This is a genomic window from Shewanella sp. 0m-8 (assembly GCF_052977265.1).
Genome location: NZ_JBRIMB010000066.1, coordinates 1 through 23802, shown reverse-complemented (window position 1 = coordinate 23802; position 23802 = coordinate 1). Strand labels below are relative to the sequence as shown.

Sequence of the window (23802 nt, the reverse complement as noted above, 5' to 3'; positions counted from 1 at the left end):
ACTCCTGATGTAATAGTCAGGAGTTAAGATAGAGCTTCAAAGCGGTAAGCTGAAGATGTATTTGGCCGGACGGTTACACAGTACTGATTGAGATCCTTGGATGTGGGGATTTTTTTAATAGGCGCAATATTTCCTTTTGCATCAATTCAACTGCATTGGTTTTTACATAGACATAGTTGCCCCAGTTGTTAATCTTTTCCCCAATAAATCGTCCCATAAAGCTGGCAAAACAATACATACAGGCAAATTGGCAGCCAGTGTAAGGGTTTATAACATAATCTGCACTCGGCACTTTAGTGGCACATACGATTGATTTAGCTTGGATCTCTTGAATGTTAATAGCCATGCTACCACCTAGTTACTTACTCCCTAATAAGCGGGGAGGTAAGCTTAGAATTTACCGCTATTACCCCATTGCGCTTTGGGTAAAATCTTTTCCTGGATATCCCAATGCTCGACGATTTTCCCATGTTTGACTCGAAACAGATCAAATACGCACCAATCAGCGTCATTTTTTATTACGTGGCTAAAGGCCACTACAAAGTTTCCCTGTCCGATGATACGGTGGATTTTATGATATGTTTCGCTGACCCCTTGCTCAGCCAATAGTTTTAAATGTTTATCCAATCCGAGTAAATTATCGGCAATATAGGGGGTGTGTTGGTGGAAGTCTTGTTCTGAAATAAACTGGTCGATGGTATCGACTTTGCCATCGATTAAAATCTCCTGACAAAACTGACTGACCAGAGCTTTGTTTGCATCGGTTTTCTGCAAGTCTTCAACTGTCGTGGGGCCATCTATCATACTGCGCCCTGATACGGTATGTTCTGCATATTCTTGTATCACATCCCAATGCTCAATAATCTTGTCATTACTGTCGGTATCAAATAGATCGGCTGTGACCCATTTTGCTTCACCATTGTTGAGGCTTTGGTAAACATGGCAAAAAACATATTGGCCGTCGACAATAGCGCGAATAACTTGGATATCTCTTACAGGGCAGCGCTTAATAAAAGGCTCAAAGAAGGCAACAAATCCCTCAATGCCATCACCAACCCCTGTGCTGTGTTGAGTATAGCGATCTCCGGTATAAGCTGTGACGGCTTCTCTAGGGTGGCCATCTCTAATCCCCTTAAGGTAAAGGTTTTTGGCGTTTTCTAGTTTCATACTCATAGTTTTATACTCATAGTGGTGAACTCCTTAGTGTCGTCAGTCTGCATAAGCTTGAGCTATAAAAGTGGCTTGATGGCCTCGTGCAATTGAATCGTCACCATATCGTAAATCGACGCCGATTTAGCTTGGGAGACAATAGATAGTTCAGTGCACGCAATTACAACGGCGCTGTGAGCTTGATAGCTTGCGATTAAGGTTAATAGCTCATCACTGTCTTGCTCATGTTCACAATAGCGATATACACGTTTACGAATAGCATCAATCCTCCGCATTATTTGCTCGCTAGGCACTGTCACAGCAATCCCAGCATCATTAAATTGCTTGAAAAGTTTGCTGGAATTCATACTGTAAAAGGAGCCTATAAGCACGACTTGCCATTGTTTATCCTCTTTTAGCCGCTCAATGGTTGCCGCTATCGGATTAATAATCTCTGGGTACTTCCCATCATCTAATTGGATGTAGTCGACACACTCGTGCAAGGTAATATTGGGAATAATGACGCGTTGTACATTAATACGCTGCAATCGTTCTAAATAGCGAATTAAGGCAGGTTGTAGTTTGCTATGTTGATCGGGTAAGTAGGGATTAAATTCGTCAAAGTTGGTATTTAACAGCAGTAAAGGGCAGGTGCTATCTTTAGAGAAGTGAGCATGATATTGGCGATTTAATTGCTCGAAATAGAACTGGGTTGTTCGACTCCCCAGCCCCAATAACCCCAATTCTTGGAGATTGTTCGCACTTGACTGTTGCTTTGCGATATTCATTTATTGGGTTTAGTACATACGCGAGTTAAAATATAATCGGCAAAGTACTGCTGACTGTCAGTGAACTTGCTGGTAATGACGAAATCGGTCGGAGACAAAATGCGGTCAAAAATCGCATCACTGTATTTACGGGATATTTCGGTATGAATTTTTTCGCCTGTACTGAATTGATAAACCTTTCCTGTGGCCTTAATGCTGACGCTCTGATCGCATAAACTCTTAAGGTAGCTCTTTGCTATTCCTTCTTGCTCAGTGTATTCAGGGCTATGGTCGAATAATTCAAGATTAAAGTCAGCATCGAGTTCGGTATTGATCCGCTGAAGTAGATTGAGATTAAAATCTCGGGTGACTCCTTGTTGGTCATTATAAGCGGGTAGCACAATATCTGCGGACTTAACCATATCTAGGCCAATCAGTAATTTATCACCATCACAGAGGCTTTTACCCAGATTATAGATAAACTCTGTCGCAGTATTGTCAGGCATGTTGCCAAGATTGGAGCCTAAAAACAGCAATACCTTGGGATGATGGCTATTTCTTAATGACTCTAGAATTGAAAAGTAATCCCCATGTTGTTGTTTAACACAGACATTGGGCAACTCCTTAGCGAGTGAGTGCTCAAGCTTATCTAATGCATTTTTAGAGATATCAATGGGCATATAATCATATTGGTAACCTTCATCGGATAACGCTTGCAGTAATTTCCGGGTTTTAGTGCCATCGCCAGCGCCAAGCTCGATAAGTTCAAAGTAGCTCGATTGTTCAAGCTTTAGGGCAGCGATAATGCTGTGCACCTGTTCGCTAAAGATCTCCATTTCAGATCTTGTCAGATAGTACTCTTTTAAACTCATAATTTTAACAAACAGCTCATCGCCTTTTTTGTCATAGAAATATTTAGAGGGTAGCTGTTTTTGTGACTGACTTAGGCCGTTATTTACGTCATCAATAAATTGTTTAATCATGATCTTTTACCAAGCGTATTCCTGACAATTGCCACTGCAAATGCGGATGAAAAAAATTGCGGTAAGTGTAACGTTGGTGACTCTTAGCGGTAGCAACAGACGCGCCGCGAAGTACCATTTGGTTTACCATGAATTTGCCGTTGTATTCACCGACAGCGCCAGCACTTATTTGAAATCCTGGATAAGCTTGGTAGGCGGAGGATGTCCACTCCCAGCGTTTGCCCCAATCAAGGTGTTGTGATGCCGCTTCCCATTCAAACTCTGTAGGTAAACGCATCTTCTTCCAGCAGGCAAAAGCATTGGCCTCATAAAAGGAGATATGAGCAAGAATCGCATTGGGGTCGAGTAACTTAAGTCCTGCTAGGGTGTAGTAATGCCATTGGTCGTTGATTTTTTTCCAATAAAGAGGAGCGCTAATCTGTTCTGATTTGAGCCATTCCCAGCCTTCATCTAACCAATAGCTAAACTGGGTATAGCCGCCATCTTCAATAAATGCGATATATTCGCCATTAGTCACCAATGCATTTGCGATTTGAAACTTCGATAGCCAAACCTTGTGCAGCCCTAGTTCATTGTCATAGCAAAAAGATTGTTGCTGATGGCCAATGTCATACATTCCTTCTTTGATTCGAGTCCAGCCATCTCGTTGGTTCGTATCTGTAACGAGGGTAAACTCGGGTGAATACTCCGGATAGAGTGGATTTAATGCCAGCATATATTTTAAATCAGTTATTAATAACTCTTGGTGTTGCTGTTCATGATTGATGCCTAATGTGACAAGATCATAGAGCTCATCTGAGAGGGGGCAGCTCAATAACAGACGCATCTGCTCATCAACATATTGTCGATATAGATAGACTTGTTTAACGGTTGGGCGGGTAAATAAGCCACGCTGTGAACGTATGGCGCGCTCGCCCAGCGTTTGATAATAGCTGTTGAATAGAAAATCAAAATCGGCATTGAATTCGCAGTAATTATCAGCGTAGGCCTTAAGAATTAAGCGCTCAAAAAACCACGTTGTATGGGCTAGGTGCCATTTAGGCGGGCTAGTATATTCAATAGCTTGTGGAACATAATCTTCAATTTCCAATGGGGCGCATAGTGTTTCTGTGTACTGGCGAGTTGATAAATAATGCTTTAATAACATAAGGATATACACTTCCCTTTGATGGCTATAAATCACATGCTTAACATGTTTTATTTAGTCAGTAACATACTTATTCTCAAAAATATTATTCGCACTTTATACCTTAGTGTTCAGCGCTATGTTTGTCAGATTTTGGTCGGAGCTAAATCTTTAACTCACCTTGTTTGTGTTAGTTAGTCGCAGGGCATCCATTGCTATATAAAGCGCAGCTTAGCGTTTTATTAGCCAATGAATGCCCAGCCATAAACGGTTTGATATGAAGTCAATTTGATTATTTAAACCCAAATTTTCCATTATCATTTTTCCATTCAGATTTATCAGGGATAGTCGACATGACCCCCCAATGCTCTACAATTTTGCCATTGTCTAATCGCAACAGATCAAAGTAGGCGGTAGGGTTACCGGCAAAATTGCCTTCACTCACAGCTAAAGTAAAGTTGCCTTCACCTAAGGTAATATGATTAACATCATAGAGCATGTGGATCCCATTCTCGCCCATATGCTGCAGCGCCATAGCGAGCCCTGAAAGGTTATCTGCAATGTCGGGGTGGTGCTGGGTGTAATTATTGGCGTCAACAAAGTTTGGTGCCTGGTCAAATTGTTGTCCCACTAATACGGTGGTGATGAACCCCTTGGCAGTGGCTTTATTCGCATCGGTCTTATCAAGATCGGTTAGCGTCGTTTGACCATCGATTTGAGTATGGCCACTTGGGTTGGGCTGTGGACTTTTTGCGATTAAATTATCCCAGTGTTCAACAATAAGCCCATCTTCAAATCTAAAGATATCAATGCCAATTTTTTCACCAAAAAAATCGTAGTCGCTATGGGTAAATACGTAATCACCATCTTCAAAGGCGCGCACAACCTTAACTTTAAATCCGCCAGCGGGTGCATTTTTCATGACGGCACCAAATCCAGCTAATCCATCAGCAATATCTAGATTATGTTGGATGTATTTATTCGGATTGATGTAGGCAATTGGCGCGTTACTGCCACTTTGAATACTGTTTAACAGGGCGATGGCCTTTTCTTTGTTCGATAAGGGCATGATGTCTCCTCGGCAATTGGCGGCAGTAAAATTGTCTATTAATTCGCGGCTTGTAAATGATATTAGTCTGTAGGTTTACTGCTTGCTGAGTATTTTATTGTTAATTTTTGCCTGTTGTTTTTTGTTTTGTTTACGCCCCAACCCCAGCCTAGGCGAGGGTTGATTTTGTAAGCTAATTTAAATGGTGTGTTCACTGTGATGGAATTGTAAGTCTAGTCAGTTGTATAGCTAATCAATGCCAAAAGGCTTACTGCTAGCTTAGCTTTTGTGACTGAGGGAACGATGAATTTTAAGAGCGTCAGAGAGTGCCGGTTGAGCACTCTCTGAGTCTTTTTTGGGGATGGTTTAATACGGTGTTTTGAACTAATTACTGCTCAATCTGAGTGTGAAACATATTCCAGCCCATTAAACGGCAGATATGTTTTATCATCAGCTGTCCTTTGACACTGTTTCCGGCAGGATCTAAAGGAGGCGAGAAGCTGGCAAGTGCACCAACATTAGGGATAACAGCAACAAGACCGCCGCCCACGCCGCTTTTACCCGGTACTCCCACATCATAAGCCCAGTCTCCTGAGCGCTCATATAGCCCCTCCATCATCATATCGGCAAGAATATGCGACACGTTTTTTGAGTGGATAACGGTTTGTTTGCTACATGGATTAAATCCACTATTAGCAAGCGTGGCTCCCATTGTTGCAAGCTCTATGCAGTTAATTAACGTTGAGCATTGACGCGTGTAAACATCACAAGCCTCAAGGGGATCGCTATACATATTGCCAGCTGACTTTAATAGTAAAGAGATAGCTTGATTGTGAGTATTCGTTGTTTGCTCTGATTGATTAACCTCATCGGATAATTGAGTCGCACTGTTAGTGAAGCGTGACTGACAGTCGAGAATTTTTTGCCAGCGTTGCTCTTTGTCATCCGCCTTGATTAAACTCACCGTTGCAATCGCTCCAGCATTCACTAGAGGCGTGAGCGGCTTGCCATTATGCATCTCTAGTGCAAGAACAGAGTTGAAAGGTAGTCCTGTTGGATCTGCGCCAATTTTGCTATGGACTGCTTCACTGCCGGATTCTTCTAATGCTAAGGCTAAGGTAATCACTTTTGAGATTGATTCAATCGCAAAGTGATAGTCACTGTCACCAAAGGAGGTGATTTCACCGTTAACAGACACAAAAGCGATTCCGGTTAACTCTGAAGGCACTTGTGCTAAGTACGGAATATAAGACGCATTTTTTCCGCCATGTTTGTCTTTGTACTTGTCGTATGCTTGCTGCATAACATCGGCTAATAAGACCATCATTTATCCTCGAATGTTTATCTTTAACTACTCGAATTCGACTGCTTGCAAACGAGTTAGTTAGGCTGATGTAACGTGTGAGTCACTTTATCGGATGTATTAATCACACCAGGATGCTTATCTTCAATTTCCCAAGTGAAAGGTGCAAAGTCCGTGACTTCAGGATCGCGCCAATGTGGTTTACGTGCTTTATAAATAAACAAGGGGATTGAGACAAAGACGATAGTGAGTATCACCAAAATAGCGACAAAGGTTTCGGGACTTCCGACTGCGATTTGTGATGGTGGAATGAATGAGAACAGGAAAGCGGTTAATGAGCCAATAAAGCCTAAACCTGCAATCAACCACATACCGGCACTGCCACCTGGAATCTTATAAGGGCGAGGACGATTAGGCTGGCTGTAGCGTAAGTAAATGGCTGCGGCAAACATCATTAAGTACATGATGAGATAGAGCACAATCGTTAACTGGCTTAAGATTTGGTAAGCCGCTTGCACTGAAGGTAAGACTACAAAAACCGTTGAAATTAATGTAACCAGCAGCGCCTGCGCCATCATGATGTGCGTAGCCATGCCATGCTTATTGGTTTGCTGCCAAAAGCGAGGAAGGTAACCGCCTTTTGCGACCACAAGCAATGCCGAAGATGGGCCTGCAACCCAGCCAACAACCCCTGCTAATACGCCAAGCGCTAAACAGGCGGCCATCACAGGTGCAGCCCAGCCAATTCCAGCCCAAACAAACATGTCGTGATAGGCCACTAATAAACTCTGGGTTAAGTTAATCTCTGACTGAGGAATAACAAAAGCAATTGCCAACGTACCTAAGACGAAAACTAACACTGTACCTAATGCCGCAATACCAATGGCAATAGGGTAATTTCGAGGAGCATTATCAACTTCTTTAACGTGGATAGCGTTCATTTCCATACCGGCATAGAAGAGGAAAATACTGGCTGCAAGAACAACGTTATTAAAGTTAGAAAAATCGGGAATAACATCTTTCCAAGCTAATTCGATTTGTGGCGTATTACCTGCAAAAAGATATGAAAAACCTAATACGATAAGGATAATACCTGGAATAACAGTACCGACTAAACCACCCCATTTAGCAAGTTTTGAGAAGGCTTCTGTGCCACGTAGGGCGACAAATGTTGCTAGCCAATAAATGGCAAGCACAATACCAAGAACAAAGAATTTATTTTCGGATAAGGATTGATCCCATGTTTGGTCTGGGCCCATAAACGCAAGAGATACCGAACCAAAAGTTAACGCGGTTGGGAACCAAACTGTTACCTCAATCCAAAGCATGAAAATGGCAATTAGGGCAAGTTTGGGGCCAAATGCCTCACCTACCCAGCGGAATATCCCTCCTTTTTCCGACCAACCCGTTGCTAGCTCGGCAGCGACTAAAGAAACAGGCACTAAAAAAACAATAGCGGCAAAAATATAATAAAATATTGAACTCAACCCATATTCAGCTTCTGCGGGTAACCCTCGTAAACTCACCACAGCAACAATGTTAAGCATCGCTAAGGCAAATATACTGATCCCTTTTTTTTCTGTTTGTTTCATATTTTTCTCTCAAATATGTATTAAATCGTTCTAAGTTGTTTGTTCTCTAGTAGAGCTAACAAACGATACTTAGCCAGTCAGTGATTAAGGTATTTGTTATGCAGTGGTTTTGTTTGCTTTAGGCTTACAGTTTTTTAAACAAAAAAACCACTATGTAAAAAATAGCACATGAATTGAAAATTACTTTTTTGCTCTAAGTCATTACGTTCATCCGTGTAAAGTCCGATAAAAGTTAAAGGCCAATGATGTGCCTTAAACGACCCCTTATCTTTTCATTGTTCTATTGCATTTCGAATACAGTGCAATGAGTTAATACAATTGTTAGTTAAATCAGTATTTGAAAGGGTGATCTGCATCACGAAAGTGGTTTAATTAAAACGAATATCTCACTTTCTTTTCGACGTGAACTTGTCTGCAGCGCGTTAGGCTTAAAGTTATCTAAACAAATAGATGGGGTAACAGCATTGACTATTTGTAAGCTGACGCGTATTGACAGAGTATTGTGCGGAGGTTTTAAAAAAGCCCCTTAGTTGTATAAGGGGCTTTAAATTAATGACTAATCAGATCAATGAAAATGAATATGGTCAATGAAAATGAATATGGTCAATGCAAGTGAATGCTATCAATGGCTTCAGGTTTTTGCTCTGGGACTGGTAGCGCTAAAGACTGCACATAATTAAGGCCTTTTGCAGTAATACCACCTTGATAATCTCGGCTTCCATCTGCAGTGACGACCGACACCTCACTTGGGTTCCATGCTTCAAAGAAGCTTGAGAGGTCATATCCCGACACCTCTGAGGCACAAGCCATCAGTAAATCACCCTCATTTAAGCGATTAGAGTTTTGCGACGAACACGATTGGTTGTCACTGTTTCTAGCTTCACGGTGCATCATAATTATCATGTTCCAGCCTTCATCTTGGCCATAGTAAGATGGCACTGTTTGGCCATCAAAATGATCTGCAATGTTAAAGTGAGTTTCAGCCCATACTTTTAATTGTGCAAACATCACTAGGCGTGAACCTGCATTACCATGGCTCCATACATGGCCGTGATCTCGGCTGATCAGCATAGGTGCTTTTTGAATATCAGTCTTTACCCGATCCATTTCTCCGTTACCGTTATCTCGATGATTTTGCATGTACAGAGCGAGCAAGTTGTTGGCAACTTCAGTTGCACCTTTGACATTAAACGGCGCAGCAGCCAAGTTATGGCCGACTTCATGCCACAATAACCAGTCATTTTCAGGTTGGGTCGGGATGGTATTGGCATCTCGATTGTAGCTGGTGCTCATTACTGGGTATCCAGAGTGCGCAGCACCAATTGATATTTGCACATCATTAACAAAGCGATGAGAGTGCTCAGGCAATAACTCCCCGGTAAAGCGCATATTGCCCAGGGTGTTATTTCGCGCGTGGAAATCACTGGCTTTTTCAGCAAAATCATTCATACCATCGGCAAATGCTTGAATATTAGTGTCAGTAACATTATTAACCGGGGTTGTGTAAACAAAGTGGCCGCTATTGATTTCTGCAAGTGGCACATCAAGGTTTATTGGATTTTGCCATAGACCATTTTTCCAAAGAGATGCTTCTAATACGCCTGTAAAGCTAAACTCAACTTGATTGTGAGTTTGTGTCGATGCAGGCTTTATATAGATGAGTCCGCCATAAGGGGCAATAATTTCAGTTGTTGCACCTGCTGTATGGGACCAAGACTTTTGCACTCGAGAAGGGCGCTTTAATGCCAGTTCATGTTCATGCTTACCCGTGACATCATCCACAAGAGCCACTGTAATCGTTGCGCCATGATTACCACTGACGGTCACAACGCCTCGCTTAACGGCCCATAACCCGGTGGATTGCATGTTATTTGCCGTACCTACGACAGCATTATTGAACGTTTCAATGTGTACGCTAGCATTGCCGCCACTAGCGCTGGTATTTCCAGGGTAAATAGACGTATCAACACTTATCTCATTGTCCCAATATGAACGGCCAAGCATGATCCTGGTGAGTGGTTTTTCTTGATAGTTTAATGGGTAGCTTGGGTTTAGCTCACCACTATCCGTTAGCATGTGGTAGCTTTTTAGTTTAGCCTCGGTTTCAGTGGCACAGGCATTATCAGGCTGATGCTGGTTTGAGGTGTAACAGTTTAAGAATTCAGTCGCCTTCTTAAAACCTAGCTCATCTTGCACTTCAGCGTTATAGGAGTATTGCTCGTCATTCCACAGCCAGACGGATAAGTTGTCATATGTTTGATTCAACTCATTTAATGATAGACGGGTACCTTGACTGCCTTTACTGCGGTAGTAAATTTCGTGTTGATAGAGTTTTTCAACGTTAGCCCCAAGGTTAGCGGCTTTAACCATAGTATTTACCACATCGGGGCTAATCTCATAACGGGTAAATCGTGGTCTGAAATACGTGCCTCCTGTGGTATAGCCATGCCCTTGACGGGTTTCGATACAGCCTATTTCATAGTCATAACTCGCATCAGTGCACTCTTTGACTTTTGGGAAAGCGGTTTGGATTGTCGCCACGGCAGCCAAACGTTGCTCTTCAGTTTTAACGCTGAAAAATGCGAAGTTATTGCGCTCTTCTCCATTAACATCCTGGGTTTTGTATTGAGCAATGCCGAACTGAGGTTTATCGATAGGCGATGGAAAAGTCACCGTACCGTCAGCGTTAACAACAAACTTTGACATGTCATCAAACTTTTCATAAGTGACTAGTGTGTCTTGTAAGCTCGCACGTGGGTTAGGGCTTGGGGCTTGACAGTAATAGCTTTCACCGCAGTAACCTTGCCTTGTGCGCGCAAGGTTTGCGCCACCTAAAGAGATCCCTGCAGTATCAGCTAGGCGCGCAATGGGCTCAGGATTTAATTGCTCAATCCCGTCCATGAACAATACATTTCCGCCTGCGTTGATGTACTTAATCAACGCCGTAATATCTGTCGCAGAAAGTAATGGCTTAGTGATGTCGGCAAGTACTTTTACGCTCATGCCATCACCAAATAGGCCGGTTTCATAGGCTTGTAAAATTAAGATTGGCGTAGTCTGTGGCTCAAGTCCGTCATAACTGCCTGAAGCGAGTGACTCAACATTTAATTTGTATGAATCGTCGATAAAGAAATCATACGTTTGGTTAGAGTTAATGTTCGATTTCCAAACCTTATTAATGTTTGAACCGACATTAACTGAAGTATTGCCATGTTGATATTGAGGGGCAAACCAAGTGAACATGTTTTTAAAAAATAGCGGCATGCTGCCGTTGTCTTTACCCGCCTCTTCACCACCGGCCCAATAGTTTGACGGATGACTTAAAATGTTTGGGTACATGCTGTTGCCCATAAACACGACATTACCTTGGCCAATTTCACCAGCGGTGACAACGGGCAAGTTATAGGTTGCGGTGTCTTCACCTACGATTTCAGGTCGCTTGAGGAGCACATCAGAGCTCGCATCAATAATTTTAGCGTCAGTCACATAAGGGAAGCCATCGTTACGTTGATAAGCTTGCTCTGACCCAAATGGCAGCCAGTAGTTAACATCGTTGCGAGGCATCAGTACCGGAAACGCAGTATTTGATGTGTTCATTGAACGCATAAAGCGTGCATAACCCACCTCACCATAAAAAGACGAGTTGTCATGAAAAACATGGAACTGGTCAACGTCAGTATAGAGTTGCTGCAAGGTCTTAGTCACATACTGGCTATTGCGTAAAACTGGCGTAGCAAGATGGTTTAACGCTCGCGCCTGATTTAGCTCTGCATCAATGATTTGTGCTAATCCAGTTTCAAACTGCGCGTTAAATTCGTTAGGCACGCGATACTGAGTATCCTCGATTTGCGCGCCGTTAGGTAGATTGAGTTTAATGATTTCATTAATGGCGTTAGGGTATTGTGCAAACACTTGGTGCACATGCTCACCAAAAGAAACGCTGTCACCGTTATCGGTGGCATAACGGGCTATTAATGTATCAATATTTTGTTTAACGATTTCACTATTAGACACATCAGTCAGCTGATATTCAATTTGATTACCTTTTACGGAACCGAAAGTGAAGGTATCTAAACCTAGGGTAATTGTCTCGCCCCAAAGGTAAGACATGACTCCGCTTGAGTCGGTGATCCCGCGCGATGATTTGCTGTAGTAATTGACTCCAGCAAGAGGCGTTCCCTGTTTATCAGACAGCACACTTTCTGTGAGAATGCGCCCTTCTTCACTTGGCTTGTAGCTGTAGGCATCTTCAGCGGCCGCTGACACAAAACCCGCATTGATATCTGGTTTGGCGCCTGCAGTGACTTCTGGGGTTAACGTGTTGTCGACATGTGAACTAGGCGCTTTATCAATTTCATCGGTTTCTTCTGCCGCAGGCGGGTTTAAAAACGCTTCAATTTCTGTACTATTGCCACCTGAAAAAAGGGGAGCGATATCAAAGCTGTCTAGTTCATCTAAACAGATCTCATTAGTGATAGCGGGGCAGGTACTGACTTTTGTCATGACCTTTGCGCCATCGGCAATGCTTATTGCATGAGTCCAGTCATTTTGCATGTCTAATGCCATAGCGTTATGACTGTCACGGCTCCACCCCTCTGGCAAAGGAATGTCTTTATTGAGCAGCTCTATCGAGCCATAAGCGCAACTGACATTATCACCATCTGTAAATGTGAAAATACCAGTGTCACCTAAGGGTTGACCATTACAGCTTACCTGTCCTGATAACCGTTTGCCACTGAGTAATAAGCTACCCTGATATGTCTTTTTAGCCGGGATCAGATCGCTTGGTGGAATACTCGGTACGCTTGGGTCTTTTGAGCTATCGCTGCCGAAACAGCCTGCCAATAGATTGCTGACAACAACAGCAAGTATCAGTTTTTTCATTTTATTTTCCCATAACCAAAAGCAAAGTTGCTTTCTGTAAAATCTATCCATGAATAGGTTTTACAGAAGAGGCCTTACGATGAGTATGAGTGTTACCCGAAGGTTATTAGGCTTTAAAAGTTGAGTCATTGATTACAGGTTAAGGCGACAGGAAAATATCAAAATTAACTATTTGATTAGTTATTTGATTCGCTATTTAGTTAGCTCGTTGGTGGGGGAGTTGATGGATTCGTTGATTCGCCTGTTGATGAGGTATTGATAAGTAAGGGAATATTTATTATCTCAAAAAAATAGACTGAGCTATAGTTTTTTGTGGCAATTAACTGATTTTATAAGTTAAATTAAATGGCGTATTTGTTACTGTTTGTGAGGCTAACCCATTGCTTTGGGCAGATGTTTTAAGAAATTAAGCATAAAACAATACGATATATTACTTGTATGTGAGCATCGATGGGGGAGTGGACTGACATTCAGTTAAACAAATGAGCTAAATGTCGAATTTTACGAACAGCTTGAGAATTTCATGACTAATCTATTAATAACTATTGCTAGAGGGAGGGCTTATAGAAATGAATGTGAAATTAAGACAAGGGATTAAAGTGCTTTTTAAGTCGCTACCTTTTCTAGAGAAGTACCTGCACTTTGCTGTCATGATTGGAGTGTTATTTCAGCTGATTTCTAGTTCACTAATGCATGTACATGGTGACACCCAACTGGATAATATTGCAGATCTTGCATTTATTCATATTTATGCCGGATTGGTGTTGTTTCCCTTAAGCATTATTTTTGCCATAAAAGTTATTATGCGGCGTAAATTACTCGATCTGTATCCGTGGTTTTTTGGACGTTACGAAGGGATTAAAGAAGATATTGAGTGCTTGTTAAAGGGAAGGCTTCCAGAGCCTAAGCCTGCAGGATTAGCTGCAACCGTAGAAGGATTAGGGCTGCTCGCTTTGCTGCTTGCTTTAACAACGGGTGGAATGTGGTTTTTAGTCGTTAATATTAGTGGTCCAAGCGAATTACTTCTGTCAGTTCATAAGCTCTGTGTGACATTTATTCAGATTTATTTCTTTGCCCATGGCGCCTTTGCGTTACTGCATCTATTTAAATGGTGGCGTGAATAGTCAAATATTTAAGTTGTCATATGAAAGCCTTATATAAAGCTGTGATATGAACAGCTTTATATAAGTAGATGCCATCGACTCGTTTTTTCGATCAGTTTTGAGAGGTTTCAGCGTAAGCTTTTGTTACTTCTTCGCTAATAATGGCGATGCCAGCCCGCATTTTAGCTTCATCTTGCACATAGTTCATGCGTAAGCACTGATGAGCATGCTCCCAATCTTCCTCTAATCCAAAGAAAAAATACTCGCCGGGGACAATGAGTACACCGCGCGCTTTTAGTCGGCTATACAGCTCCATGGTGGTGATAGGTAACTTATCAAACCAGAGCCAGAGGAACATAGCACCTTCAGGTTTATGAATTTTAAATCGGCTATCGGTAATCGATTGTTGCAATAAGGCGACCGCAAACTCAGACTTTTGTTGATAGAAAGGCTTGATGACGTTTTCGCTCAACTGCAGCAAATCACCAGACTCAATCATATGCTTGGCGATAGCGGGGCCAAATCCACCTGGTGCTAGGCTAATGATGGCATTAAGGTTAGACAGTGCTTGGGTTATCTCTTCGTTCGCTATCACAATGCCACAGCGAACGCCCGGTAGACCAAGCTTAGATAGGCTCATACACAATATGGTGTTGCTGTTCCAAAACGGGGTCACGTCTTCGAAAATAATATTAGGGAAAGGCGTACCATAGGCGTTATCAATGATAAGCGGCACCCCGTTAGCACGCGCTAGTTCATCGAGCTTTGCTACTTCAGCATCAGTGAGTACGTTACCCGTTGGATTCGTTGGGCGAGACACGCATATCGCAGCGACAGAGTCGTCGATGGCTAGCTGCTCAAAGTCCACATGGTACTTAAACATGCGGTTTTCTAGCATCTCAATCTCGGGGCGGTAAGAAACAAAAATATCATCATCTAAGCCGGTATCGTTGTAGCCGATGTATTCAGGTGCCAGTGGTAATAAAATTTTCTTATGGCTGCCATCTGTTTGCTTACCTGCCAGCAAATTGAACAGATAGAAGAAGGCGCTTTGGCTGCCATTGGTCAGGCTGATATTCTTTGGGCTGATGTCCCAGCCGTAGGTGTCGTGCAATAACGATGCTAAGGCATTTAAGAAGGTATCTTTTCCTTGAGGGCCATCGTAGTTACCTAATGCCGCGACCAGCTCGCCATTGGCCAGCATATCGGCCGTTGCTTGGTGAAAATAATCTTGCATGGCAGGAATAGAAGCCGGATTACCACCGCCGAGCATAATTGCGCCGGGTGTGCGTAATCCCTCATTAAGATCATCCATTAACTGAGTTATGCCAGAGTATCGATTAAATTTTTCACCAAACGTTGAAAACTGCATGCTATCTAGTACCACTATTGCTTATGTATGCCTGTAGTAACAATACTCAGAATAAAACGCACTCATTTTTTTAATTTTTAGTGACTAATTTGGCATAGGTCATATTTTGCTTAGGAAATCGTAAATTATTTGTGCAATTGCTCGATTAAATTTAAACAAGAGCCCTGTGGGTTGGTGTGTTATTGATACACCGAACTTCACTATTCGCTGCGATCTAGGCCTTATCTGTTAGGTATAGGCTATTGTGCAAATGGTTCAGTTTTCTTACTATTATCAAAACGTACAGCCAAACTGAAACTGTTTAGAAAACTAAGTAGAAAACTAAGTAGAAAGCTAAGTAGAAAGCTAAACAGAAAATTAACGGAAAGTCTGCACAGACACTCTCCTATATCCTCCTCATTTTTAAACGAGAACGCATGAAATTTATCCATACTTCTGACTGGCATATCGGCAGACAACTTCATAACCAGAGTTTGCTCGATGATCAGCGCTTTGTTTTAAACCAGATTGTCGAACTCGCTAAAACCCATGATGTTGATGCTGTAGTTGTCGCGGGTGATATCTATGACAGATCTATTCCGCCAGCTGCAGCGGTTGCTTTATTGGATGAGGTCGTGAATCGTCTGGTGAATGAGCTTGAGATCCCACTGATTATGATAGCGGGTAACCATGATGGTCACGAACGCTTGGGTTTTGCTTCAAGGCAGATGAACGATAGCGGCCTGCATATTGTCGGCCCGCTAACTCAAGAAATTAGGCCCATCGAGCTTAAAGGTAAGCAGGGAAATGCCATGTTTTATGGTCTGCCTTATGCCGATCCGGCCACTGTTCGTCATGTGTTTGAGTGTGAAGTGAGTACTCATGAAGAGGCGATGGTGAAACTGCTTGAGCAGGTGCAGGAACACGATAGCCAAGGACTGCCCAAAGTCGTGATTAGTCACTGCTTTCTCGATGGTGGCAGTGAGTCTGAGTCTGAACGTCCACTGAGCATTGGCGGCGCCGATAAAGTCTCGCCAAAGCTGTTTAATGACTTTAATTACACTGCTCTGGGGCATCTACATGGGCCGCAATATAAAGGTGCTGAACATGTCAGGTATTCGGGCTCAATGCTTAAGTACTCATTCAGTGAGCAGCATCAAAACAAATCGGTCACCTTGGTTGAATTAGATTCAGATGGCAAAGCTCGCTTTGAGTTATTGCCGCTATCGGCCATGCGAGATGTGCGAATTATCGAAGGCTTATTGCAAGACTTATTAGAGCAAGGCAAAACCGATGTGAATCGTGACGATTACTTGATGGTGAGACTGAGTGATAAAACCGCCATTTTAGATGCCATGGGTAAACTCAGAAGTGTGTACCCGAATGTACTGCACCTAGAGCGTACCGGCTTAATGAGCGATAGTAGCAAGGTTGAGCTAAGCCGAGATCATATTAAGAAGGGCGAATTAGACATGTTTACCGACTTTTTTACTCAAGTGTCAGGTGAACCAATGACCGAGGCGCAAAAGCTGGCAATGACCAGTGCAATCGATGAGTTACATAAAATGGAGCGTACCTCATGAGACCTCTTACTTTAGAAATGTCAGCGTTCGGCCCCTTTGCGTCGACTCAAGTGACCGACTTTTCCGCATTAGGTTCTAACCCGTTATTTTTAATCAATGGTCCAACGGGGGCGGGCAAAACCACGCTTTTAGATGCAATCTGCTTTGCGCTATATGGCAAGACCACAGGCGATGAGCGCGAGGGCAGCCAGATGCGCTGTGACCTAGCAGCAGATAGCCTGTTGACCGAAGTCACCTTTAGTTTTGCTTTGGGCGATAAACAGTACCGCATCCGCCGTGTGCCAGAGCAGCAACGGGCTAAAAAGAGTGGCGACGGATACACGGTGCAAAAGCCAGAAGCTCAGCTGTACCGCATCGATAGCGATGGTAGTGAACATTTGCTGGTGGCGAGTAAAGTCTCAGAGGCCACCGCTGAAATAGAAAGCCTTACCGGCCTTGATGCCGATCAGTTCCGTCAGGTGATGGTGTTGCCACAAGGCAAGTTTCGCGAACTGTTAATGGCAGACTCTAAAGACAGAGAGAAGATTTTTAGCCAGCTCTTTCAAACACAGATTTATCGTAAAATTGAAGACAAATTAAAGTTTCAGGCTGCAGCAATTAAAACTGAAGTGCGAGATCACCGTAACAAACGTGATGGCATGCTGCACAATATCGAACTTGAGTCCGATGACGCGCTAAATGATGAACTGCTGACACTCGAGCCACAGCTTGCTCAAGCATTAGTGCTTAAAGAGCAGAGCCAGCTTGCGCTGATTAACGCCAATAAGCAGTTTGAGTCGGCTAAATTATTGGTTAATGATTTTGATGTACTGGATAAACTAAAACAAACAGCAGCCTTACTCGATGAACAAAAGCCCGCTATTGAGCAAGATAAAGTAAGGCTTGAGAGCGGCCAAAAAGCACAGCAAATCAAACCTGTGTTAGATGTTTCACTTGCCCGCGACGTCGAGGTGACACAGGCACAAGCCGCAGTCACAAAGGCACAATCTGCCAAGCTGCAAAGTGAACAGGCGCTTAGTTTAAGTCACACCCAATTTGCCGCGTTACCCGAGCTGGAGGATCAGCTGCAGCAAGCTCAGAATGAGCAGCAAAAATTAACTCAGTTGGTGCCTCAACTTCAAGGGCTAGACCATCTGCAAAAAAGCTTCAATCAAGCAAGTCTCGAGCGGGATCAAGCCAAACAGAAGGGCATTAAAGAGAAGGGCCTTTTAGATGCGCTGGAAGCACAAAAGCAGCTTGCAGAGCAACAGCTTCCCCAATTAGAGCTCGCTGCTAGCGAGCAAGTGAATGTTCAACAAGCCGTAAGTAGTCAAAGTGACTTGATTGAGCGTTACCTGCAGTGGCAACAGGCTAACATTGAGGCTGGCAACACAGCACAGGCGTTAACACTCGCCAAAGAGAAGGGCGGACAGCTTCGCTCGCACTTTGTCGAAGCGCAAACTCAGCATCGACAGTTGCAGCTCGTTTGGCACCGCGGCCAAGCAGCAAGTTTAGCCTTGCAGTTAACCCCGGGGCAGCCGTGTCCAGTATGTGGCAGCGCCGAGCACCCACATCCTGCCCAAAGTGCAGAGCAATTGCCAACAGAGGAGGAGCTACAACAGGCTCTGCAACGTGAGGAATCGGCAAATGAGGCGCTTAATCAAGCGAGAGCTGAATATTCCGGCTTAAACACTAAGCATCAAGAGCAGTTGAAGCAGCTAGCTGAATTACAGCAAAGAATGGGTGAAAGCAGTAATCAATCACTCGAAGCGCTGCAGTTACACTTGCAGCAGTTACAGCAGCAGTTAAATCAAGCCAATAGCGCTGCTCAGCAATTAGCTCAACTGAGACAACAAATACAGGACTGGCAAACAAGGCTGAGGGAGTTACAAGCCCAACTCGATGCTGAGCGAGACCGCTTTTCTGAACTACAGAGTTCGGTTTCAGGCCTGCACGGACAGCTTGAACAAGCATCCGCTGCCATTCCTGAGCAATATCGCAGTTTAGATGCACTCAATGAGGCGATTGACCACGTTCAGTCGCAGGTGACGACGCTACAACAAAACATCAATGCAGTCCGTCAGTCTCATACTCAAGCGTTAGAGCATGATGCCGCTCAAACTGCTGCTTTAGCCGGGGCTCAAACTAATGTGGCTCAGGCAAGGGAGCAAGGTGACAAGGCGTTATCTGCGTTAAATGAGCAACTGTCGATGTCAGGCTTTAGTGATCAACAGGGGCTCATTCAGGCCTTGTTATCTCCTGGTGCACTTAAAGAGATAGCCGATACTCTCAGTACATATCAGCAAGACTGTATAGCTAATCAAACGACACTGAGCCAATTGAGTGACCGGTTATCACAGCAGATTAAACCAGAGCTTGGAGATGTTGAGACCAGTTTGGCTAGCATTCAAGCTGAGCAGCAAGCGGCGGAAGCAAACTGGCAAAACGTGCAGAGTAGGGTAACGCAACTCAAACAAACCCAAAAGCAGCTTAAAGATGCCGATGCCAAAGCTAAGAAGCTTGAAGATGAGTACGCGGTGATCGGTACCTTATCCGAAGTGGCCAATGGTCAAACGGGCAATAAAATTAGCTTACAACGTTTCGTTCTAAGCGTGCTGCTTGATGATGTGTTGCTTGAGGCGAGTCATCGTCTACAGCTGATGAGTAAAGGACGCTATCGATTGCTGCGTAAAGAGGATCGCGCCAAGGGCAATAAGGCGTCAGGACTCGAACTTGAAGTCGAAGATGCCTATACCTCAAAAGTTCGCCCTGTGGCGACCTTAAGTGGTGGTGAGAGCTTTATGGCGGCTTTGTCTATGGCACTAGGCCTGTCCGATGTTGTACAGGCTTACGCTGGTGGCATAAAACTCGATACGTTATTTATCGACGAAGGCTTTGGTAGTTTAGATCAAGACTCGCTTGATCTTGCTATTCGGACCTTGATGGATTTGCAATCATCGGGCCGCATGATAGGGGTGATCTCTCATGTGTCTGAGATGAAGGAGCAGATAGCGACGCGTATCGATATCAACAAGACTGCTATCGGCAGTGAAGTGAGCATAGTACTGCCTTAATTCACAAGTTATAGCTCTTCTAGAGCGAAGTGGCGTAATCCTGTTGTGTCGGTATGTTTATTGAACAAATACAACAGGGTTACCACGCTCAGTTTGTAACTTATCATGGTGTAGTCATCAATTTGTGCGGTTGAACAGTTTGTAAATTGAATTATTTTTGATATAACTTGGCATCAAACCTCGTTTTGAAGGGGTTTTTGGGGCAAATAGATAATCATAATAATGAAAGTTGAGGCACAGGTTGCGCGCAAGTAAATTTTCTTTTTCAAATATGTCTAAAAACCGTTTCTCGGGGCTATCTGTTTTACATCGGAAAGTCCTTTTAGGTTCGGTATTGGTGATTGGCGCTGCCACATTAATACCAAGCAATCATGAGCTATTGCCTCAGCGCATTCCGGTTCAGCTCGATATCGAGTCGATTCTTTCTCAAAACGTGGCTCTGCCTAGTAGCGAGTTGTTAGAACCAGCACCGGCATTCCAAAAAGAGATCGTTAAAGGCGATACACTAAGTGGCTTGTTTGAGCAGGGCGGCGTGGATCAACAAACCATGTACCGTGTACTAGAAGCGGACTTAAATGTATTGGCGTTAGATACGTTAATGCCTGGTAACAACATTCAGTTTTGGTTAAATGACGCCGGTGAACTGCAAAAACTAAGTCTTTATTTTAATGCCGCGAGGCAGGTGATTTTTACCCGTTTCGATGACGGTTCATTTAACGTTGACGAAATTAATATCGAAGGTATTTGGCGAGATCGCGCCATCTCAGGCCAGATCCATGGCTCATTTTATGTTTCAGCCAAAAAAATGGGACTCAATGCCGCAGAGATCCAACGTGTCGAATCCTTGCTAAAAGAGAAGCTCAACTTCGCCCGCGATCTTCGCGCTGGTGATAAGTTCTCAGTATTGATGAACGATCAGTTTATCGACGGAGAAGCGACGGGTAATAGCCATGTTTTGGGTGTGACCATCGATAGAGGCTCTAGCAGTATTAATGCCTATCAGCATACCGACGGTAACTTTTATGATGAACAAGGCCAAAGTTTAGCGCGTGCATTTCAGCGTATTCCTCTGGCTAAAAATTATCGTATAAGTTCTCGATTCAACCCTCATCGTCACCACCCAGTCACGGGCAGAAATTCACCACACAACGGGACTGATTTTGCGCTACCCATAGGGACTAAAATCGTCGCACCAGGAGATGGCATTGTATCTTTGGTTACCGATCATCGATTTGCAGGTAAATACGTGGTGATAGACCACGGCAATAAGTACCGTACCCGCTATTTACACTTATCAAAAGCACTGGTGCATAAAGGTCAGCGCGTGTCACGGGGCCAGGTTATCGCACTATCAGGGAATACTGGGCGAGTAACCGGCCCGCATTTGCATTACGAGTTTCATATCAATGGTCGTCCGGTGGACTCAATGAAAGCTAAGATCCCGATGGCAAGCAAACTGTCTTCTAAAGAGATGAGCGAATTTAGCCAGATTGTGAATATAAGAAAGATGATGATGGGTATTGCTTAAACTCAACCCGTGTCAGATTAAGCCCTGTAAAGTAAGCTTCTAAAACTAAAAGTATAAGCTAAACCATTTTGGTAAAAGCTATTCACCACGGCGAATATGGCGAAGCCATGTGCTAATAAGCGAGAGCTAGGGATAGCGAACTGGCCGTTAAACACGGATGTTATTGGGACACGGAGCGCTACGCTACACGAAGAAAAGCAACAGCTAGAACAAACAGTAAAAGGCTTGTCATCAAACATTTTAATCTTTTGCTCTACGATCTTCTCCGTGACCTCCGTGAAAGCGAAGCGCTTCGTGGTGAGATTCGTGCTTTGAAAGAGTTATGCCTGTTCTAGATTTTCTGTTTCATTAGATTTATAGCCTGTTGCTGAATGTGCGAACACTTCAGTGACTCGGCGCGGCTTTTGATTTCGTAAGAAGTGTCCCTATAGCCTCTACGACAGCTTCCCTGCTGCCGAAGGTCACTGCCGTATTCACATCTCAGCATTCATCTCTCCGAATTGGCTACTTCAGATGTTACAAACTTATTTCTGGACAGAAACACGTTAGAGTATGGAGTCTAACGTGTAAAATCAGGGTTAGAAAAAGTATCTTGAAGCCTTAAATGTTTGTATGAATTATTGTTCATGATATGGGATGTACAGATCTAGCTCCTTAGAGACCGTCTTGACTGCTTTTATATAATGTAACTTCAAACTACCACTGACAAAATTCAAAGCTGAACCTGTTTCAAGGTTTGAGTTAATTTTTTCTGCCTGTTTTGTATAAGAATAATAACCAAGCTCTGGTTGATGCCATTCGCTAAAATTGAGTTCTAAACCAGACTCATATTGAAACGTATTCACCCCCGAAATTTCAGGAAACAGCACAACATTAACACCAGCTAAACCTGTCTGAACAGAAGAGAACACTAAACCCGATATATCGTTTGCAAAGTTTACCCTAAAGTATTCAAACACTACTTGAGTTTCTAAGTAGCTTGAGTTCTTACGATTTGATGCAGGTCTAGATAACAAAAACATAAGTCGCCTAAGAAACTGACTTTTATGCGATTTTTCTCTAAAGCTTGGCTCAAATATATGAAAGCCAGTTTGACTTAACCGATCTAGTTTTCGAAGGTCTAATAACTTTAAAGGTCGATTTACTACAAACTCTCCAGAGATAACCATGTCGCCAGTAATGGCACGAACCTCACTAAAACATGTTTCACGTTCTTTAGCTGCATATAAAGCTGAAATACCCGTTGGAGTCATTCTCTGTTCACTAGCCAAAGTAGGTGGTACGGGACCAAGTTGACTAGAAGGGTTACTAATAATTGCTTCACGCTCTGCTTTGGTGTTAGCGACACGGGCTCTGAAAAGTGACACATTTGGTTCTAGCAAACTACAAATTTCGTCGTTAATTACATTGTCGCAATGGAGCACTGAGAAAAGATCATCTAAAAACGATTTAACGTCAGAATTAAAGAAACGTTGCCCATGAGAAATGGACTTTATAAATCCCTGCCACTTTGCTTCATATTGATTTTCTTCTAATGTTCCATCATCTATCACAAAGAGGTTTTCAGATGTGGGGATACCTTTAGATAAGTAATCTGATAAATCGTTCTCTAATTGATCATTACCTAAATCTAGATTCTGTAGATGCTCCCATATTTCAGAGACACCAAGATCGTCACTCCCATACCAAAATGACGCCTGTTCCATTTGGCTGCATTCATTGATAGGCATCAGCGACTCAAAAAAATTGTTTTCTATAAATGAAAATATGTCACTTTTATCAGCTACGAGTGCAGTATTGAGACAATAACAACATTGTCCGTTACCTTTATTAAGTCGTTCTACTTCCTCACGTATAGCCTTAACATCTATACAGTCTTGACAGATATACTCCATTGCTTCCTCATAATTCTAACCCTTATTAGCCGACAAATTTTCGTCGTTTACTCTTAGATAATGCACTCTTAGTCATATCGCTTCAATTAGTGATCAATAGGTTAAATAAACTAGGAAGTATAATATCGCCTTAAAGCGGAACGCTAAGTCATCAACTCAATCGAATAAATTTTAGTAGGGCAATTTCAGAACAATAAGATATGAGAGAGTTGGAGGGCTAAAATCATAAAGGGACAGAATTGAGCTAACTATGTCAGCCAGCTCAATGTTGGATATTCTGAACTAGCGATTTGTCTAGATTAGTAATCAGCGGATTACCTCGATTATAGGCTGTTTCACTAAGCAAAGGTAAGACTGTCCCTGACGAATCCCCACAAAAAGATAAACAGAAATAATGAGATAGGCAAAATAATAAGGAACATTCATGGCATTCGGTG

The 23802-nt window shown here is 43.1% G+C and carries 15 protein-coding genes; 4 read left to right on the top strand and 11 right to left on the bottom strand.

All coding sequences use genetic code 11. From position 1 onward, the window contains the following. Positions 1 to 73: 73 nt before the first annotated feature. The 9 genes from ACVBIO_RS20255 to ACVBIO_RS20215 form a co-directional block, all read right to left on the bottom strand. Positions 74 to 346: a hypothetical protein gene (locus ACVBIO_RS20255; protein WP_447173302.1), complete on the bottom strand. Its 273-nt coding sequence runs from the start codon at positions 344 to 346 to the stop codon at positions 74 to 76. Between the two features lie 44 nt (positions 347 to 390). Continuing rightward, complete coding sequence (locus ACVBIO_RS20250; protein ID WP_447173301.1) at positions 391 to 1173, bottom strand: nuclear transport factor 2 family protein; 783 nt, start codon at positions 1171 to 1173, stop codon at positions 391 to 393. Positions 1174 to 1229: 56 nt separating this feature from the next. Beyond that, positions 1230 to 1937: an aspartate/glutamate racemase family protein gene (locus ACVBIO_RS20245; RefSeq protein WP_447173300.1), complete on the bottom strand. Its 708-nt coding sequence runs from the start codon at positions 1935 to 1937 to the stop codon at positions 1230 to 1232. After that, entirely contained in the window at positions 1934 to 2899 is a 966-nt protein-coding gene (locus ACVBIO_RS20240; RefSeq protein WP_447173299.1) for an L-histidine N(alpha)-methyltransferase, read from the bottom strand. Before ACVBIO_RS20240 ends, ACVBIO_RS20245 begins: the two co-directional genes overlap by 4 nt. Continuing rightward, on the bottom strand, positions 2892 to 4046 hold the full coding sequence (egtB, locus tag ACVBIO_RS20235) for an ergothioneine biosynthesis protein EgtB (RefSeq protein ID WP_447173298.1): 1155 nt from the start codon (positions 4044 to 4046) through the stop codon (positions 2892 to 2894). The genes ACVBIO_RS20240 and egtB overlap by 8 nt, the downstream gene beginning before the upstream one ends. Before the next feature lie 271 nt (positions 4047 to 4317). Then, positions 4318 to 5094, bottom strand: a complete 777-nt coding sequence (locus ACVBIO_RS20230) for a nuclear transport factor 2 family protein (RefSeq protein ID WP_447173297.1) — start codon at positions 5092 to 5094, stop codon at positions 4318 to 4320. 367 nt (positions 5095 to 5461) lie between these two features. Beyond that, entirely contained in the window at positions 5462 to 6400 is a 939-nt protein-coding gene (glsA, locus tag ACVBIO_RS20225; protein ID WP_447161251.1) for a glutaminase A, read from the bottom strand. Positions 6401 to 6453: 53 nt separating this feature from the next. After that, positions 6454 to 7968 carry a putative glutamine/gamma-aminobutyrate antiporter GadC gene (gadC, locus tag ACVBIO_RS20220; protein ID WP_447173296.1) on the bottom strand — a complete coding sequence of 505 codons (1515 nt, stop codon included), beginning with the start codon at positions 7966 to 7968 and terminating at the stop codon, positions 6454 to 6456. Positions 7969 to 8571: 603 nt separating this feature from the next. Further along, positions 8572 to 12852 (bottom strand): SslE/AcfD family lipoprotein zinc metalloprotease, encoded by a 4281-nt coding sequence (locus tag ACVBIO_RS20215; protein WP_447173295.1) that lies wholly within the window; start codon positions 12850 to 12852, stop codon positions 8572 to 8574. Positions 12853 to 13421: 569 nt separating this feature from the next. Here ACVBIO_RS20215 and ACVBIO_RS20210 point away from each other — a divergent pair. Next, a complete protein-coding gene (locus tag ACVBIO_RS20210) occupies positions 13422 to 13976 on the top strand; it encodes a cytochrome b/b6 domain-containing protein (RefSeq protein ID WP_447161254.1) in 555 nt (184 codons plus the stop codon). Between the two features lie 91 nt (positions 13977 to 14067). On the opposite strand, the gene ACVBIO_RS20205 is transcribed toward ACVBIO_RS20210, so the two are convergent. Continuing rightward, the gene (locus ACVBIO_RS20205) at positions 14068 to 15327 is read right to left on the bottom strand and encodes a valine--pyruvate transaminase (RefSeq protein WP_447161255.1); all 1260 of its coding nucleotides are present in this window, start codon (positions 15325 to 15327) and stop codon (positions 14068 to 14070) included. Between the two features lie 416 nt (positions 15328 to 15743). Here ACVBIO_RS20205 and ACVBIO_RS20200 point away from each other — a divergent pair, with 416 nt between their 5' ends. The 3 genes from ACVBIO_RS20200 (at position 15744) to ACVBIO_RS20190 (ending at position 21470) form a co-directional block, all read left to right on the top strand. Further along, a complete protein-coding gene (locus ACVBIO_RS20200; protein ID WP_447161256.1) occupies positions 15744 to 16889 on the top strand; it encodes an exonuclease SbcCD subunit D in 1146 nt (381 codons plus the stop codon). Further along, positions 16886 to 19942, top strand: coding sequence for an AAA family ATPase (locus ACVBIO_RS20195; protein WP_447173294.1), 3057 nt, complete (start codon positions 16886 to 16888; stop codon positions 19940 to 19942). Before ACVBIO_RS20200 ends, ACVBIO_RS20195 begins: the two co-directional genes overlap by 4 nt. 241 nt (positions 19943 to 20183) lie before the next feature. Beyond that, positions 20184 to 21470, top strand: coding sequence for a peptidoglycan DD-metalloendopeptidase family protein (locus ACVBIO_RS20190; protein WP_447161258.1), 1287 nt, complete (start codon positions 20184 to 20186; stop codon positions 21468 to 21470). A gap of 617 nt (positions 21471 to 22087) precedes the next feature. Here ACVBIO_RS20190 and ACVBIO_RS20185 read toward each other — a convergent pair. After that, positions 22088 to 23365, bottom strand: a complete 1278-nt coding sequence (locus tag ACVBIO_RS20185) for an RES family NAD+ phosphorylase (RefSeq protein WP_447173293.1) — start codon at positions 23363 to 23365, stop codon at positions 22088 to 22090. Positions 23366 to 23802 lie beyond the last annotated feature (437 nt).

Excerpts from the sequence above, each read along its gene's own strand:
- ACVBIO_RS20240 (WP_447173299.1), bottom strand. The coding sequence starts at position 2,899 with ATGATTAAACAATTTATTGATGACGTAAATAACGGCCTAAGTCAGTCA.
- gadC (WP_447173296.1), bottom strand. The coding sequence starts at position 7,968 with ATGAAACAAACAGAAAAAAAAGGGATCAGTATATTTGCCTTAGCGATG.
- ACVBIO_RS20205 (WP_447161255.1), bottom strand. The coding sequence starts at position 15,327 with ATGCAGTTTTCAACGTTTGGTGAAAAATTTAATCGATACTCTGGCATA.
- glsA (WP_447161251.1), bottom strand. The coding sequence starts at position 6,400 with ATGATGGTCTTATTAGCCGATGTTATGCAGCAAGCATACGACAAGTAC.
- ACVBIO_RS20230 (WP_447173297.1), bottom strand. The coding sequence starts at position 5,094 with ATGCCCTTATCGAACAAAGAAAAGGCCATCGCCCTGTTAAACAGTATT.
- egtB (WP_447173298.1), bottom strand. The coding sequence starts at position 4,046 with ATGTTATTAAAGCATTATTTATCAACTCGCCAGTACACAGAAACACTA.
- ACVBIO_RS20200 (WP_447161256.1), top strand. The coding sequence starts at position 15,744 with ATGAAATTTATCCATACTTCTGACTGGCATATCGGCAGACAACTTCAT.
- ACVBIO_RS20185 (WP_447173293.1), bottom strand. The coding sequence starts at position 23,365 with ATGGAGTATATCTGTCAAGACTGTATAGATGTTAAGGCTATACGTGAG.
- ACVBIO_RS20195 (WP_447173294.1), top strand. The coding sequence starts at position 16,886 with ATGAGACCTCTTACTTTAGAAATGTCAGCGTTCGGCCCCTTTGCGTCG.
- ACVBIO_RS20255 (WP_447173302.1), bottom strand. The coding sequence starts at position 346 with ATGGCTATTAACATTCAAGAGATCCAAGCTAAATCAATCGTATGTGCC.
- ACVBIO_RS20215 (WP_447173295.1), bottom strand. The coding sequence starts at position 12,852 with ATGAAAAAACTGATACTTGCTGTTGTTGTCAGCAATCTATTGGCAGGC.
- ACVBIO_RS20210 (WP_447161254.1), top strand. The coding sequence starts at position 13,422 with ATGAATGTGAAATTAAGACAAGGGATTAAAGTGCTTTTTAAGTCGCTA.
- ACVBIO_RS20250 (WP_447173301.1), bottom strand. The coding sequence starts at position 1,173 with ATGAGTATGAAACTAGAAAACGCCAAAAACCTTTACCTTAAGGGGATT.
- ACVBIO_RS20245 (WP_447173300.1), bottom strand. The coding sequence starts at position 1,937 with ATGAATATCGCAAAGCAACAGTCAAGTGCGAACAATCTCCAAGAATTG.